Below are 15,615 nucleotides of genomic sequence, written 5' to 3'. Positions count from 1 at the left end.
CCTGTCCGGAGCGCCGGGCGGCGGGACCGGTTCTTCCGCGTCCGGAGCGGCGGGCCCGCCGGACCGGGTTCTTCTCCGCCCTGAAGGGAACCCGACGGGAGGAGGTGAGTCCTCGAGTCGGGTGACCACCGCCGGGAAGGAGCCTCCCGTGTTCTTCGTCGACATCATCAGCATCGAAGGCCTGGGCAACCACAGTTATCTCGTCGGCGGACGCCGGACCGCCGTCGCGGTGGATCCGCCGCGCGACATCGACCGCTTCATGACGGCCGCGGCCCGCCGCGGCGTACGGATCGGCTCGGTGGCGGAGACCCATGTGCACAACGACTACGTCACCGGCGGCCTGGCTCTGGCCCGTACGGCCGGCGCGCCGTATCTGGTGCCTGCCCGGGCCTCGGTGGCGTTCCCCCGGGTGCCGGTCGCGGACGGGGACACCGTCACGGTCGATCAGGGCCTGGAACTACGGGCGCTGGCCACGCCCGGTCATACCCCGCACCACCTCTCCTACGTCCTGGAGGAGGACGGCCGGGCGGTGGCGGTGTTCACCGGCGGATCGCTGCTGATCGGCACCGTCGGCCGCCCCGACCTCGTCGAGCCGCGGCTCACCGAGCCGCTGGCCCGGGCTCAGCACGCCTCCGCGCACCGGCTGGCCGAGGAGCTGGTCGACGATGTGCCGGTGCTGCCCACCCACGGCTTCGGCAGTTTCTGCTCGTCCGGGGAGGTCCGGGGGGACGAGACCACGATCGGAGCCGAGCGCAAGGGCAATGACGCGCTCCTCAAGGACGTGGACACCTTCGTCGCCGAGATGCTCGCCGGCCTGGAGGACGTGCCCGCCTACTACGCCCATATGGCGCCGGTCAACGCGGAGGGTCCCGCGCCGGTGGATCTGACCCCGCCGCGGACGGCCGACGCGGCCGGGATCGCCGAGCGGCTCGCGGCGGGGGAGTGGGTGGTCGACCTGCGCAGCCGGGTGGCGTTCGCCGAGGGCCATGTCGCCGGTTCGTTCAACTTCGAGGGCGACGGGCAGCCGGCCACGTATCTGGCATGGCTGATCCCCTGGGGCAAGCCGGTCACCCTGCTCGGCGAGACCCCCGCACAGATCGCCGACGCGCAGCGGGAACTGGTCCGTGTGGGGATCGACCGTCCGGCCGCCGCCGCCACCGGGGACCCCGCCGGCTGGGTGGCCGAAGGCGGGACGCTGCGCTCCTTCCCCCGCGCCACCTTCGCCGAACTGTCCGCCGCCCTGGCGCTCGGCGAGCGGGAGATCGTGGTGCTGGACGTGCGCCGGCGTTCGGAGCGGGAGATCGGCTTCATCGAGGGCTCGGTGCACCTCCCCATCCATGAGGTGCGCGGCCGGCTGCGCGAGGTGCCGCCCGGCACCGTGTGGGTGCACTGCGCGAGCGGTATGCGTGCGGCGATCGCCGCCTCCCTGCTGGACGCTTCCGGACGGGACGTGGTGACCGTCGACGACCGTTTCGAAGCGGTCGACGAGACCGGGCTGACCGTCACGTACCCCAGCTGACCTCGGACTTCGCGCCGACGGCCGGGTCTCCGCCACGCTCGTACGGGACGGTCGGGGCACCCTTGTGGACGCTCCCTCGGCGCCGCCCTTGGTGCGCACGGGGCCTGAGTGACGTATGTCATCTCTTGCTACCAGTGAGTAATGAATGGGTCTTCCGGCCGCTACCGTGCTGTTTCCGGGGGCGGACACGACTCCCTCGTCCCGGCCCCGGCACCAGCACCCGTCCAGCCCCGGGGAGACCATGCGCCGGCGATCTGGCTGTCCCACGATCCGCACCCGGATCGTCACCCTGTCCCTGATCCCGAGCGCGGCGCTGCTCGCCCTGTGGGGATTCGCCATGGTGTCGGTGACCGGCGAGCTGCGGGCGCTGACCCGGCTGCAAGGGGTGTACGAGCGGTTCGGCACCCCGGTGGACACCGCCGTCGGCCGGATCCAGACCGAGCGCCGGATGGCCGCCGCGTACCTGGGTTCCCGCGACGGCACCACGCGTGTGGCGGACCTGGTCCGGCAGCAGCGCGCCACCGACCGGGCCTTACGCGCCATGCGCACCGCTGTGGGCGGCCCGGAGCCGCGGGCGGACCTCACCGGCGAACAGCGCTCCGCACTCGACGCCATGGTGGCCGCCACGGAGAAACTGCCCGCCCTGCGGGAGCGGGTGATCGCCCGCAAGGTGGCCTGGGAGCGCGCCGTCGACGGCTACAGCGAGATCGTCGAGCCGGCCTTCGCTGTCCAGTCGGCGCTGACCGCGCTCCAGGCCGGACAACTGGCCAGGGAGGCCCAGGTCGTCGTCGAGCTCGTACGGGTCCGGGAGTTCGTCTCCCGGGAGGACGCCCTGGTCGCCGGAGCCGGGGCAGCCGGGCGCTTCGACTCCCGTCAGTACCGTGCCCTCACCGCCGTGATCGAGGACCGGCGGGTCTTCCAGCGGACGTATGTCCCCGCCCTGCCGGACGACTCCCGTGCGCTGTTCGAGGACTTCCAGCGCGGCCGTGAGTTCGCGGCGCTCACCGCGGGCGAGGACACGCTGCTGAAGGCCGGTGAGGAACGCGCCGGGAAGGCCGTCACCTCCGGATCCTGGCGCGCCACGATGGACCGGGCGGCCGAGCGCTACGTACTGCTGTGCGGCGACGCGGCGCGTAACTCCGCCGCCCGCGGCCGGGACTTCGCCCATGGCGAGCTGCTCCGGGCCGGGGCCGCGGGAGGGGGCGGGCTGGCCGCCGTGGGTCTGTCCGTCTGGTACTCGGTCCGCACCGGCCGCCGGATCTCCCGTCGCCTGGAGGAGTTGCGCGACGCCGCCGATGCCGCGACCCGGCAGCTGCCCGAGATGATCGAACGGCTCGGCGCGGGGGAGGGCGTCGACGCAGCCGCGGTGGCCCCGCCGCTCACCTGTGGCGACGACGCGGCCGGTCAGGATGAGATCGGCCAGGTCGGACGGGCGCTGAACACCGCACGCCGGGCGGCGGTCGAGGCAGCTGTCCGGCAGGCGGGCCTGCGCCGGGGTGTCTTCGCCGCCCTCCTGAACATCGCGCGCCGCAACCAGTCACTGGTGCACCGGCAGCTGAAGCTGGTCGACACCCTGGAGCGCCGCACCAACGACCCCGATGTGCTGGGCGAGTTGTTCCGCATCGACCATCTGACGACCCGGATGCGACGGCACGCCGAGGGCTTGATCATCCTCTCCGGTGCCGCCCCGGGCCGCCGCTGGCGCAACCCGGTCCCCGTGGTCGAGGTGGTCGGCTCCGCGGCGGGCGAGATCGAGGAGTACGCCCGGGTGGTCGTGCCGCCGATGCCGGCTGTCGGGATCGTCGGCGAGGCCGTGGCCGACGTCGTCCATCTGATCGCCGAACTCGTCGAGAACGCCACCGCCTTCTCGCCGCCCCACACCCGGGTGACCATGCGACACGGGGAAGCCGGGAACGGATTCCTCCTGGAGATCGACGACCGCGGGCTGGGCATGGGGGACGAGGAGCTGGAGGAGGCCAATCGCACGCTCGCGCGGGCAGGCGCCTTCGACCCGGCGCGGACCGAACGGCTGGGGCTGTACGTCGTCGGGCGGCTCGCCGGCCGCCACGGGATCGGCGTGACCCTGCGCCGGTCCCCGTACGGCGGCATCACGGCCGCGGTCCTGCTGCCGCACACGATCCTCGCGGACGTCACTCCCGCGGCCCCGGGAGGGGGGCCTGTCAGGGAGGCCGGGCCGGCTCGGGACGGCGGGCCCGTACCGGGCGGCGGACCCGTTCCGGGGGACGTACGGGGCGACAGGCCCGCCCGGGGCGGGCCGCCCTTACGGGAGGGGGCACACACCCCCCAGGACGACGGGCACGCAGCGCACCGGGCCGGTGAACTCCCCATCCGTCGCGGGCGCGGGAGGAGGCCGGGGGGCGTTGCCCCCGCCGCCGGGCCCGCTGAGCAGCCGTCCGCGGCGACACCGCCCGCCGCGGGCACAGGGAACTCGGATACGGGCACCGGCAGGGCGAAGCTGCCCGTCCGCGTGCGCCAGGCGAGCCTGGCGCCCCAGCTGCGCGGCACCGGTTCGCAGCCTCCGCAGGACCCCCGCCGGTCTCCCCGGGCCGCCCACGGAGGCGACGGGCGGACGGACCGCGGGCAGGCGGACCGCGGGCCGGCGCTCCGCGGACACGGAGACCCCGGGCCGGCGGGCCGCGGACACGGAGACCAGGGGCGCGAAGACGACCGGCGCGGGACCGGCGGACACGGAGAGGTCACCCCGGAGCAGATGGGCGCCATCTTCGGCGCCTTCCAGCGCGGCCTCCGGCGCGGCCGCGCGGACCGACAGCCGGAACCGGACACCGACCACGGGAGCGAACGATGACACGCGACGAACGGAACGCCGACGCAACGGCGGGGGAACCGGGCGGACCGGGCGGACTGGACTGGCTGCTGGACGATCTGGTCGACCGCACCGGACACGTCCGCCAGGCCGTCCTGCTGTCCGCGGACGGCCTCGCCACGAGTGCCTCCACAGGACTGCGCACCGAGGACATCGACCACCTCGCCGCCGTCAGCTCCGGCTTCCACAGCCTCGCCAAGGGCGTGGGCGAGCGGTTCCAGGCCGGAGCGGTGCGCCAGACCATGGTCATGCTCGACGACGCGTATCTCTTCGTCACCCAGGCCGGCGACAGCAGCTGCCTGGCCGTGCTGGCCGACGCGGAGACCGACGTCGGGCAGCTGGCCTACGAGATGTCGCTGCTCGTGAAGCGGGCGGGAGCGCATATGGCCTCCCCCTCGCGCTCGGTGCCCGAGGCCGGCGAGGGATGACGGAGCGGGAGGACGAGGGGGCGCACTGGTACGAGGACGAAGCCGGGCCGATGGTGCGCCCCTACACCGTGACCCGGGGCCGTACCCGCCCGGTCACGGAACACCCCATCGACCTGATGGCGCAGATCAGCGCGGTGGAAGGAACGGAAGGAACAGAGGGAACGGAGGGAACGGAAGGCGCGGCACCCGGGCAGGCGCTCGACCACGCCCGCAGCTCCCTGCTCGCACTCGTCCGCCGCGGGCCCCGGCCCCTCGTCGAACTCGCGGCCGACGCCGATCTGCCGCTCACCGTGGTGCGGGTCCTCCTCGGAGACCTGGTCGACGCCGGACTCGTCCGGGCCGGAAGCCCCACGGCACCGCTGGTCGGGCCGGACACCGGGCTGCTGCAGGAAGTCGTGGCCCGGCTGCGCGAGCTCTGAACAACGATTCGCCGCGCAGCCCGGCCCTCGCGCAACGGATCGTGCACGGGCGGCAATGGACGTGCCTTGTCCGGCTGTGAACGCGGACCGTACCGTCGATACGTCCCCCGAAAGGCCCCACGCACCAGCGAAGAGGTTCCATGGCGCCGCTGCGCATCGCGCTGTACCAAGGCCCCGGCGGCGTCCCCCGCACCAGCGAGGACAGCCTCGGCGCGCTCTCCGACTCCGCCCGTCGGGCCGCCGCGGCCGGCGCCCGTCTGCTGCTCACCTCCGAGCTGTACCTCACCGGGTACGCCGTCGGGAGCGACCTGCCCGACCTGGCCGAGACCGCCGACGGCCCCGGTGCGCGGCGTATCGCGGAGATCGCCGCCGACCACGGCCTCGCCATCGCCTACGGCTACCCCGAGCGGAGCGGCTGCGCCCTCCACAACTCCGTCCAGCTGATCGGCCCGGACGGCGCCCGCCTGGCGAACTACCGCAAGACCCATCTCTTCGGCGAGTTCGAGAACACCTCCTTCACGCCGGGAGACGACCCCGTCGTGCAGGCGGACCTCGACGGCGTCCGCATCGGCCTGCTGATCTGCTACGACGTCGAGTTCCCGGAGACCGTACGGGCCCACGCCCTGGCCGGCACCGAGCTGCTGCTCGCCCCCACCGCGCTGATGCGGCCGTACGAGATCGTCGCGCAGACGGTCCTGCCGTCCCGCGCCTGGGAAAGCCAGCTGTACATCGCGTACGCCAACCGGTGCGGTCCGGAGGGGGAGTTCGACTTCGCCGGGCTGAGCTGCCTCGCCGCCCCCGACGGGACGGTCCGCGCCCGGGCGGGCGCGACCGGGGACCTGGTCGTCGCCGATGCCGACCCGGATGTCCTGAAGGCCTCCCGCGCGGAGAACACCTATCTCAGCGACCGCCGTCCCGAGCTGTACACCTCGCTCCTCTGACCGGTCCGTCTCCCCCATCCCCCTTGTCAGCAGTCGCAGTAGGAGAGTTCCGCCGATGACGTCCACGGTGCCCACCGCCGTCCACGACGAGCAGCACGCCGAGGCCCACGCCGAGCCCCCCATCACGATGTTCGGCCCGGACTTCCCGTACGCCTACGACGACTACCTGGCCCACCCGGCCGGGCTCGGATCCGTACCGGCGACCGCGCACGGCACCGAGGTCGCGGTCATCGGCGGTGGCCTGTCGGGGATCGTCGCGGCCTACGAGCTGATGAAGATGGGTCTCAAGCCCGTCGTCTACGAGGCCGACCGGATCGGCGGCCGGCTGCGCACGGTCGGCTTCGAGGGCTGTGCCGCCGCGGGCGACGGGGAAGCCCTGACGGCGGAGATGGGCGCGATGCGCTTCCCGCCGTCCTCCACCGCCTTCCAGCACTACATCGACCTGGTGGGCCTGGAGACCAAGCCCTTCCCGAACCCGCTGGCCCCCGACACCCCGTCCACCGTCGTCGACCTCAAGGGCGAGTCCCACTACGCCACCTCGGTCGAGGACCTGCCCGAGGTGTACACCCAGGTCATGAACGCCTGGAACGCCTGCCTGGAGGAGGGCGCCGACTTCTCCGGCATGCAGCGCGCTCTGCGCGAGCGTGACGTCCCCCGGATCCGCGAGATCTGGTCGCGGCTGGTGGAGAAGCTGGACAACCAGACCTTCTACGGCTTCCTCTGCGACTCCCCGGCCTTCAAGTCCTTCCGGCACCGGGAGATCTTCGGGCAGGTCGGGTTCGGCACCGGCGGCTGGGACACCGACTTCCCCAACTCCATCCTGGAGATTCTCCGTGTCGTCTACACCGGCGCGGACGACGACCACCGCGGCATCGTCGGCGGCAGCCAGCAACTCCCGCTGCGGCTCTGGGAGCGCGAGCCGGAGAAGATCGTCCACTGGCCGTACGGCACCTCGCTGAAGTCCCTGCACGGCGGCGAGCCGCGTCCGGCCGTGACCCGGCTGCACCGTACGGCGGGCAACCGGATCACCGTCACCGACGCCACCGGCGACATCCGTACCTTCCAGGCGGCGATCTTCACGGCGCAGAGCTGGATGCTGCTGTCGAAGATCGCCTGTGACGACTCGCTGTTCCCCATCGACCACTGGACGGCGATGGAGCGCACCCACTACATGGAGTCCTCCAAGCTGTTCGTGCCGGTGGACCGGCCGTTCTGGCTGGACAAGGACGAGCAGACCGGCCGGGACGTGATGAGCATGACGCTCACCGACCGAATGACCCGCGGCACGTACCTCCTGGACAACGGGCCGGACCGGCCCGCGGTCATCTGCCTCTCGTACACCTGGTGCGACGACAGCCTCAAGTGGCTGCCGCTGGACGCGAACGAGCGGATGGAGGTCATGCTGAAGTCGCTGTCGGAGATCTATCCGAAGGTCGACATCCGCAAGCACATCATCGGCAACCCGGTCACCGTCTCCTGGGAGAACGAGCCCTACTTCATGGGCGCGTTCAAGGCGAACCTGCCCGGCCACTACCGCTACCAGCGCCGGCTGTTCACCCACTTCATGCAGGACCGTCTGCCGGAGGACAAGCGGGGGATCTTCCTCGCGGGCGACGACATCTCCTGGACCGCGGGCTGGGCCGAAGGCGCCGTCCAGACCGCACTGAACGCGGTGTGGGGCGTGATGCACCAGTTCGGCGGGGAGACCGACAGCGCCAACCCGGGCCCCGGCGATGTGTACGACGGCATCGCTCCGGTCGAGCTGCCGGAGGACTGACCGGCGCCGCTCGCACAGAACCCGGGCCGCCGCCGCGCGAGGAGCGCGGCGGCGGCCCGTATCCATGTCCGGTTCCGCTGCCGCCACTACCGGGCGCGCGTCACCACCGGGCGCGGGCACCGTATCCCTTGCTCCCGTCGAACACCTCGCGTCCGGACAGCGCCGTCCCGTGCGGGCCTCGAGTGGTTCCGCTGCGACGGGACCGCCAAGAGCTCCCGCTCCGCCCCCTCCGGACGAACGACCAGGCGCTGGAGGCCATCGGCCGGGAGGCGTCAGCCCAGCGGGGTGAGCAGAAAGCGGCCGACGAGTCCGACGCCTTCGTCGAGCCGCGCCGTGAACTCCCCGTACAGCTCGTCCGTTTGCCGTAGACCCCACAGCACACGGGATGCGGCCCAGGCGGCGTCCCGCGCGCGCTCCAGACTCCACGCGCCCGCGAGATGGGTCAGTGGATCGGCGACATCCAGCAGATCGGGCCCGGGCATCAGGTCCTCCCGGATCCGCTCCTCCAGCGCTGCCAGCACATCCCCGACCCGCTCGAAGTCCGTCTCCAGCGCCCCCGGTTCGCAGTCCAGCCCCGAGCAGGTGTCGACCACGGCCAGTGCCAGATCGTGCCCCACATGGGCGTTGATACCGGCGAGCGCGAACTGCAGCGGACGTACGCCGGGATGGCCGCGCTGCTGGAACAGCGGCCGCCAGCAGGCCGGCGGGCGGAGCCCGGCCGCCGCCGCGTCCACCGCCGCCAGATAGCGGCGGCCGAAGCGGGCCCCCAACTCCCGGGCCGCGGACGGCTTCTGGAAGAAGCCCGACGACCCTCGGCGGGCGATCTCCTCGGTGACCGTCAGATACACCCGGTTGAAGACGGCGACACCGTCGCGCTCGGGCAGTGCGGCGTCCAGCACACGCATCCGCTCCGCCACGTGGTCCAGTTCAGCCGCCGCGAGCGGCCGAGTCGTCGTCATGCGCACAGGGTGACAGCGCCGTATGCGGCGGGACCGCCTCTCCGGCACGGTGTGACCGGAACGGCGTAATCGGGGGAGGGGGGAAGCACACCCGCCGTACCCCGCGGGCGGGTCCGTGCCACCCGGGCGTCGCGGCGGGCACGCGGCCATCCCGCGGAACGCCGCCGCCGTGCTCACCACCGCCGGCGCCGGGGTCCACTCCGCGGTTCCCGCGGGGCGTCGCGGTGGCACGTCGCCGCCTGCTTCCCACCGCCCGCGCCGGGGTCCGCCAACGCCTCCCGCGCATCGGGAAAGTCGCACAGCTCTCCCACGGCCACCTCCGCACCGACCGCCGCGAACCGGCCCTCCGCACGCCGGGCCGCGGACCATCACGCGTACGGCTTCCTCCCTGCCGAGCCGACGGCGGACGGGGAGCGGCTGCCGCCCCGCCCGGGACCCGGCCGGACGGTGGGACCGCTACTGGTGCCGGGACGAACCCGGGCATACGGTTGACACATGTCCAGGGACGTCAGACCCAGGCCGAGTGAGAGCGCGGCGGCCTCCGTCTGTCCCGAGTGCGGCCGGCCCGTCGACACGGTGATCGTGGGGCGGCGGAAGGCCCTCGGCGTCTTTGTCCCGGTCTGGGGACCGGGCCCCTGCCACAACCCCGCCTGCCCGCGCTACGCGGGCTTCCGCCCCGAGACACCGCAGCGTGACCGGACGGCCGCTCCGCCGGAGGATCCGGCGGGCTCACGGGAGGCCGCGGAGGACCCGGCGGGCCGTGAGTAAGTAGGTCCGTCTCCCGGCGCGCCGTCCGCGGCAAGGCGCCTACGTGCCCGTCGGCATCCCCCCGCGGGACGGGGAGGCTCCGGGCTCTCCTGCAGGCCGCCTCGGCGCGGTGGCCCGTCCGGCGGCAGCCGCGGGCAGGCGCGAGCTGCCCGACTGCCCCGAGTGGGGCAGCACCGGTCCTGGAGTTCACCGCGTGCACCGGCCCTCGGCGCGGGCGTGCCGCCGAGGCCTGCCGACGGACCGGCCCCGCCCGGGCGCCGAGGGCTACCGGGCTTCTGCGGTTGCCTCGCAGGAGGCGGAAGCGGCCGCCGTGCGCCCCGCCGCGCCCAGTACTCCGGCACCCACCACGAGCCCGAAGGCCAGCACCGTGACGAGGCCGAAGGAGACCGTCAGCGAGGTCGCGTCGGCGATGGAGCCCATGGCCGAGGGAGCGATCAGCCCGGAGGTGTACGTGATCGTGGCGACGCCCGCGATCGACTGACTCGGAGCCGGCCCGCTCCGGCCCGCCGCCGCGAAGGCCAGCGGGACGACGACCGCGATCCCCGTACCGATCAGCGCGAACCCGCCCATGGCCATCGTGGGGTGGACGGCCGCGACGACAAGCAGCCCGCCCGCCGTCGCCAGCACCCCGCCGGCCCGTACGGTCCGTACGGCCCCGAACCGGGCGACCACGGCGTCGCCGACCAGCCGCGCCACGGCCATCGTGCAGGCGAACGCGGTCGTCGAGGCCGCGGCCGGTCCCGCCGAAGTGCCGAGGACATCGCGCAGATAGACCGCCGACCAGTCCAGGCTCGCGCCCTCGGCGAAGACCGCGCAGAACCCCACCGCACCGATGACCAGGGCCGACGCCGGCGGTAGCGCGAAGCGCGGCGGCGGATGCTCCTCCGGGCCGCCGCGCAGGTCCGGAACGCCCCGGCACGCCACGGCCCCGAGCGCGGTGAGCACGGCTGCCGCGATCACCAGATGCGCGCGGGCGTCCAGCGCGGCGTGGGCCGCGACCGTCCCCGCCGCCGACCCGGCCAGCGCACCCACGCTCCACATACCGTGCAGCCCGGACATGATCGGGCGGCCGAGCCGCTCCTCGATCTCCACGCCCAGCGCATTCATCGCCACATCCGCCATGCCGGCGGTGGCGCCGTAGACGAAGAGGGTGCAGCACAGCGCGGGCAGATGCGGGGAGAGCGCGGGCAGCGCGAGCGAGGCCGTCCAGAGAGCGAGCAGCCCGCGCAGCGCGGTACGGGCGCCGAAGCGGTGGCTGATCCGCCCCGCCAGCGGCATGGCGACCGAGGCGCCGATCGCGGGGAAGGCGAGGGCGAGGCCGAGTTGGCCCGCGCCGATGCCCGTATGGTCCTGGATCCAGGGGATACGGGTGGCGAGGCTCCCGGTGACGGCGCCGTGCACGGCGAACACCGCGGCCACGGAGAAGCGTGCCCGGCGCAGGCTCCGCTCCGAGAAGCCGGCCGGGGCGGAGCGGTCCGCCGCGCCGATACTCTCCATGCCGCCAGTCCTCCCCCGTAAAGCCCTCTCCCGAACCGCGGTGTCTTCGCGTGGCCCGGCCACGGAGTCGGCACGATAATCGGTGTCATGGACGGAGGTCTCGGCAAGGTCAGCGGCCCCGCCCGGCTGGCCGCGCCCGACGAGGGGATCAGCCCGGAGGAGCTGGCCCTCGCGGCCCGTAACCACGGTATGCCGCTGGAGGCCCTGCGGTACGACCTCACCCCGCCCGGACTGCACTACGTCCTCGTCCACTACGACATTCCGCACGCGCCCCCGGGCCCCTGGCAGCTGTCCGTGGAAGGCCGCGTCGGCCGCGCCCTGAGCTTCGATGTGGCGGAGTTGCGGGCCCTGCCCGCCGTCACGCAGCGCGTCACCATGGAGTGCGCGGGCAACGGACGGGCCCGTCTGGAACCCCGTCCCGTGAGCCAGCCCTGGCTCGTCGAAGCGGTGGGGACGGCGGAGTGGACCGGGACGCCGCTGCGGCGCCTGCTCGACGAGGCCGGGGTGGAGCCCGACGCCGTCGAGGTGATCTTCACCGGAGCCGACCACGGCGTCGAGCGCGGCGTCGAACAGGACTACCGGCGCAGCCTCCCGCTCGAGGTCGCCATGGGCGACGACCCCGAGGTGCTCGTGGCGTACGCGATGAACGGTGAGCCGCTGCCCCCGCAGCACGGCTACCCCCTGCGCCTGGTGGTGCCCGGCTGGTACGGCATGGCCCATGTGAAATGGCTGAGCGACATCTTCGTCGCCGACGTCCCCTTCACCGGCTTCCAGCAGACGGAGGCCTACCGGCTGCGCCAGGAGGCCGACGAGCCCGGCGAGCCCGTGGCGAGAATCGCCCCGCGCGCGCTCCTTGTTCCCCCGGGTTTCCCCGACTTCATGTCCCGCGTCCGCTTCGTGCGGCCCGGAGTCGTGCCGCTCGAAGGGCGTGCCTGGTCGGGGTACGCGCCCGTCACCACGGTCGAGGTCAGCGACGACGACGGCCGCACCTGGCACCGGGCCCGGCTGAAGCCCGGGGACAGTCACCGCTGGGCCTGGCGGAGTTGGACCTACACCTGGACGGCGGAGCCCGGCAGCTATGTGCTCAGCGCCCGGGCCACCGACGCCGAGGGACGGAGCCAACCCCTCGACCAGCCCTGGAACCGCGGGGGATTCGCCAACAACCTCGTCCAACGGGTGCCCGTCACCTGCCTGGAGGCCCTGGAGACCACGTCCGGGTGACCCAGCCCACAGCAGGCCCGCCTCCATCCGGTCGGTCCCGCATGGCACACTGGGCTCTGTACCAGTGACGTCAGCGCACTCCGGGGTCGGTGAAAGTCCGAACCGGCGGTTACAGTCCGCGACCCGTCCGCAGCCAGCGGCCGGTTGACCAGGTGAAATTCCTGGACCGACGGTTAAAGTCCGGATGGGAGGCAGTGCGCGGCGGGCCAGCACCGGTGCGCGCCGCCCGGCGGTCCGTCCCTCAGCGGACGGGTCCGTACATCCCGGCCCGGCGTCCCCGATGCGTTCGTCCCGCTGTTGTCATCTCGACAGCCCCGGAGTCCGTGCCCGAAGAGGCAGGAGGACCCGGTGGCCACCGCAGCCCCCGCTGAAGCCGCGGCCATGCGCCGCGCCATCGCGCTCGCGGCCCGCGGACTCGGGTCCACCAGCCCCAACCCGATCGTCGGGTGTGTGATCCTCGACGCCTCCGGACAGCAGGTCGGCGAGGGCTGGCACCAGCGCGCCGGCGGCCCCCACGCCGAGATCCACGCTCTCCGGGAGGCGGGGGAGCGGGCCCGCGGCGGCACCGCGCTCGTCACCCTGGAGCCCTGCAACCACACCGGCCGCACCGGCCCCTGCGCCCAGGCCCTGATCGACGCCGGGGTCGCCCGGGTCGTCTACGCGGTCGCCGACCCGTATCCGGCTGCCACCGGCGGCGCCGCCACGCTCTCCGCCGCCGGGATCGACATCTCGGCCGGTCTGCTCGCCGACGAGGCCGAGGAGGGCAACGTCGCCTGGCTGACCTCCGTACGCCGCGGCAGGCCGTTCGTGCTCTGGAAGTACGCCGCCACGCTCGACGGCCGGGTCGCCGCCGCCGACGGCACCAGCCGCTGGATCTCCTCCCCGGAGTCCCGGGCGGACGTCCACCGGCTGCGTGCCCGGGCGGACGCCGTCGTCGTCGGCTCCGGCACCGCCCGGGCGGACGACCCGCAGCTGGGCGCCCGTCTGCGGGACGCCGCCCTGATGGACACCGAGGTCACCCAGCCGCTGCGGGTCGTCGTCGACAGCAACGCCACCGCGGTCAAGCCCGGCGCCCGGGTCCTCGATGGCACCGCGCCCACGCTGGTCGCCGTGGCCGAGGACGCCCGAGCCGGTCACCTCGAAGGTCTCGCCCCGGTCCTCAGGCTGCCGCGTGCGCCTGCCCGCGGACTGAGCATCCCCGCCCTCCTCCGGGCCCTTCACGAGCGCGATGTGCGCTCGGTCCTGCTGGAGGGCGGTCCGACACTCGCCGGTGCCTTCGTTGCGGCCCACGCCGTCGACCGGGTCGTCGGCTATCTCGCTCCCGCGCTGCTCGGCGCCGGGCCGACGGTTCTCGCCGACGCCGGAATCAGCACCATCGCGCGGGCGTTGCGGCTGGACATCACCGACACCGCCCGGCTGGGCCCCGATCTGCGCATCACCGCCGTACCCACCGCCACCGCCATTGCCTCCGAGGAGAGCTGACGTGTTCACCGGAATCGTCGAAGAACTGGGTGAGGTCGCCGCAGTCGAGCATCTCGGCGACGCTTCCCGCTTCCGACTGCGCGGCCCCGTCGTCACCGAAGGCGCCAAGCACGGCGACTCGATCGCCGTCAACGGTGTCTGCCTCACCGTCGTCGACACCGCCGACGGCGAGTTCACCGCCGATGTGATGGCCGAGACCCTGAACCGCTCCAGCCTCGGCGCCCTCGTCCCCGGCTCCCGCGTCAACCTCGAACGGCCCATGGCTCTCGGCGGGCGCCTCGGCGGCCACCTCGTCCAGGGGCATGTGGACGGCACCGGCACCATCCTCGAACGCACGCCCGCCGAACACTGGGAGATCGTCAAGATCTCGCTGCCCGGTGACCTGACGCGGTATGTCGTCGACAAGGGCTCCATCACCGTCGACGGCATCAGCCTCACCGTCGTCGCAGCGGGCCCCGACTACTTCACCGTCAGCCTGATCCCCACCACGCTCGCGCTCACCACCCTCGGCGGCAAGCAGCCGGGCGACCCGGTGAACCTCGAAGTGGACGTCCTCGCCAAGTACGTCGAGCGGCTGCTCGGCGCGGAGCGTACGGACAGCGCGGACCTCACCGACCGCGCGGCCCGCACCGGTACGGAGACCGTGCGGTGAACGCCCTCGACTGGCTCAACAGCCAGGCATTCCAAGCCTTCGGCCAACAGGTCATCTGGTCCGACATGATCGGCAACACCGTCGGACTGGCCGCCCTCGCCCTCGGCTGGCGCCGCTCCCTATGGACCTGGCCCGCCCAGCTCCTCTCCGGTGCCATCCTCGTCGCCGCCTACGGGTCCGCGCAGCTCAGCGGAGGCGTCGGCAAGCAACTACTGGTCATCGGCGTCGCTGTCTGGGGCTGGACGCAGTGGCAGCGGGGACGCCGCGACCACGGCGGCGAGGTCGCCGTACGGTTCGCCACCCCGCGCGAGCGCCTCTTCCTCCTCGGCGGCACCCTCCTCGGGACGCTCGCCGTCGGCGGCCTGTTCACCGCCGTCCCCGAACTCTCCTGGAACCCCTGGCCCGACGCGTACATCTTCGTCGGCACCCTCGCGGCGATGGTCGCCCAGGCCCGCGGCACCGTCGAGTTCTGGTTCGCCTGGGTCCTCGTCGACCTGGTGGGCGTCCCCCTCGCCTTCAGCAGCGGCCTGGCCTTCTCCGGCCTCGTCTACGTCGTCTACCTCGTGCTCGTCCTGTGGGGCATGCGCGACTGGTGGCTGCGCTCCCGTATGAGCCCGGCCGCCCTGGAAGGAGCAGCGGCATGACCGCACTGCAGAGCTGGTACGACACCGACGACGAGGATCTGCGTCTCGACCCCGTCGAGCGCGCGATCGCCGACATCGCCGCCGGCCGCCCCGTCGTCGTCGTGGACGACGAGGACCGCGAGAACGAGGGAGACCTCGTCATCGCCGCCGAAAAGGCCACCCCCGAGATCGTCGCCTTCATGATGAGCGAGTGCCGCGGGCTGATCTGCGCACCCATGGAGGGCGGGGATCTGGACCGGCTCGACCTTCCCCAGATGGTCGAGCAGAACACCGAGTCGATGGGCACCGCGTTCACCGTGTCCGTCGACGCCTCGGCCGGACACGGCGTCTCCACCGGTATCTCCGCCGCCGACCGGGCCACCACCCTCCGGCTGCTCGCCGACGGAGCCAGTACCTCCGGCGACTTCGTACGCCCCGGCCACATCTTCCCGCTCCGCGCCCGCCCCGGCGGTGTGCTCGTCCG

The 15,615-nt window shown here is 73.2% G+C and carries 14 protein-coding genes and 1 riboswitch; of the genes, 12 read left to right on the top strand and 2 right to left on the bottom strand.

What is annotated here, in order from left to right; genetic code table 11:
* Window positions 1-148 precede the first annotated feature (148 nt).
* From ACTWQE_RS26090 to ACTWQE_RS26065, 6 genes are all read left to right on the top strand, one after another.
* Complete coding sequence (locus tag ACTWQE_RS26090) at window positions 149-1,519, top strand: rhodanese-like domain-containing protein (RefSeq protein ID WP_443331494.1); 1,371 nt, start codon at window positions 149-151, stop codon at window positions 1,517-1,519.
* Window positions 1,520-1,760: 241 nt separating this feature from the next.
* Window positions 1,761-4,346 carry a nitrate- and nitrite sensing domain-containing protein gene (locus ACTWQE_RS26085; RefSeq protein ID WP_443331493.1) on the top strand — a complete coding sequence of 862 codons (2,586 nt, stop codon included), beginning with the start codon at window positions 1,761-1,763 and terminating at the stop codon, window positions 4,344-4,346.
* A complete protein-coding gene (locus ACTWQE_RS26080) occupies window positions 4,343-4,792 on the top strand; it encodes a roadblock/LC7 domain-containing protein (protein WP_443331492.1) in 450 nt (149 codons plus the stop codon). Before ACTWQE_RS26085 ends, ACTWQE_RS26080 begins: the two co-directional genes overlap by 4 nt.
* A complete protein-coding gene (locus tag ACTWQE_RS26075) occupies window positions 4,789-5,211 on the top strand; it encodes a DUF742 domain-containing protein (protein ID WP_443331491.1) in 423 nt (140 codons plus the stop codon). Before ACTWQE_RS26080 ends, ACTWQE_RS26075 begins: the two co-directional genes overlap by 4 nt.
* A gap of 140 nt (window positions 5,212-5,351) precedes the next feature.
* Entirely contained in the window at window positions 5,352-6,152 is an 801-nt protein-coding gene (locus ACTWQE_RS26070; RefSeq protein WP_443331490.1) for a carbon-nitrogen hydrolase family protein, read from the top strand.
* A 55-nt stretch (window positions 6,153-6,207) separates the two neighbouring features.
* The gene (locus ACTWQE_RS26065) at window positions 6,208-7,929 is read left to right on the top strand and encodes a flavin monoamine oxidase family protein (protein ID WP_443331489.1); all 1,722 of its coding nucleotides are present in this window, start codon (window positions 6,208-6,210) and stop codon (window positions 7,927-7,929) included.
* A 272-nt stretch (window positions 7,930-8,201) separates the two neighbouring features.
* Here the strand turns inward: ACTWQE_RS26065 and ACTWQE_RS26060 are convergent, their stop codons facing one another.
* A complete protein-coding gene (locus tag ACTWQE_RS26060; protein WP_443331488.1) occupies window positions 8,202-8,888 on the bottom strand; it encodes a DUF5995 family protein in 687 nt (228 codons plus the stop codon).
* Window positions 8,889-9,383: 495 nt separating this feature from the next.
* Here ACTWQE_RS26060 and ACTWQE_RS26055 point away from each other — a divergent pair, with 495 nt between their 5' ends.
* Entirely contained in the window at window positions 9,384-9,656 is a 273-nt protein-coding gene (locus tag ACTWQE_RS26055; RefSeq protein ID WP_443331487.1) for a hypothetical protein, read from the top strand.
* A 264-nt stretch (window positions 9,657-9,920) separates the two neighbouring features.
* On the opposite strand, the gene ACTWQE_RS26050 is transcribed toward ACTWQE_RS26055, so the two are convergent.
* Complete coding sequence (locus tag ACTWQE_RS26050) at window positions 9,921-11,153, bottom strand: MFS transporter (protein ID WP_443331486.1); 1,233 nt, start codon at window positions 11,151-11,153, stop codon at window positions 9,921-9,923.
* Window positions 11,154-11,240: 87 nt separating this feature from the next.
* Between ACTWQE_RS26050 and ACTWQE_RS26045 the strand changes: the two genes are divergently transcribed.
* From ACTWQE_RS26045 to ACTWQE_RS26025, 5 genes are all read left to right on the top strand, one after another.
* Window positions 11,241-12,374: a sulfite oxidase gene (locus ACTWQE_RS26045; RefSeq protein WP_443331485.1), complete on the top strand. Its 1,134-nt coding sequence runs from the start codon at window positions 11,241-11,243 to the stop codon at window positions 12,372-12,374.
* 71 nt (window positions 12,375-12,445) lie between these two features.
* Window positions 12,446-12,576: riboswitch (FMN riboswitch) on the top strand.
* 179 nt (window positions 12,577-12,755) lie between these two features.
* Window positions 12,756-13,856: a bifunctional diaminohydroxyphosphoribosylaminopyrimidine deaminase/5-amino-6-(5-phosphoribosylamino)uracil reductase RibD gene (ribD, locus tag ACTWQE_RS26040; protein ID WP_443331504.1), complete on the top strand. Its 1,101-nt coding sequence runs from the start codon at window positions 12,756-12,758 to the stop codon at window positions 13,854-13,856.
* Window position 13,857: 1 nt separating this feature from the next.
* On the top strand, window positions 13,858-14,508 hold the full coding sequence (locus tag ACTWQE_RS26035; protein WP_443331484.1) for a riboflavin synthase: 651 nt from the start codon (window positions 13,858-13,860) through the stop codon (window positions 14,506-14,508).
* On the top strand, window positions 14,505-15,152 hold the full coding sequence (locus ACTWQE_RS26030) for a nicotinamide mononucleotide transporter family protein (RefSeq protein WP_443331483.1): 648 nt from the start codon (window positions 14,505-14,507) through the stop codon (window positions 15,150-15,152). The genes ACTWQE_RS26035 and ACTWQE_RS26030 overlap by 4 nt, the downstream gene beginning before the upstream one ends.
* A partial coding sequence (locus tag ACTWQE_RS26025; RefSeq protein ID WP_443331482.1) for a 3,4-dihydroxy-2-butanone-4-phosphate synthase occupies window positions 15,149-15,615 on the top strand: 467 nt, incomplete at its 3' end. The genes ACTWQE_RS26030 and ACTWQE_RS26025, both read left to right, overlap by 4 nt.

This window comes from Streptomyces sp. 8N706, assembly GCF_052245415.1.
Lineage (GTDB): Bacteria > Actinomycetota > Actinomycetes > Streptomycetales > Streptomycetaceae > Streptomyces.
Note: the sequence above shows the minus strand (reverse complement) of the source record. Positions and strands in the feature narration are given on the sequence as shown.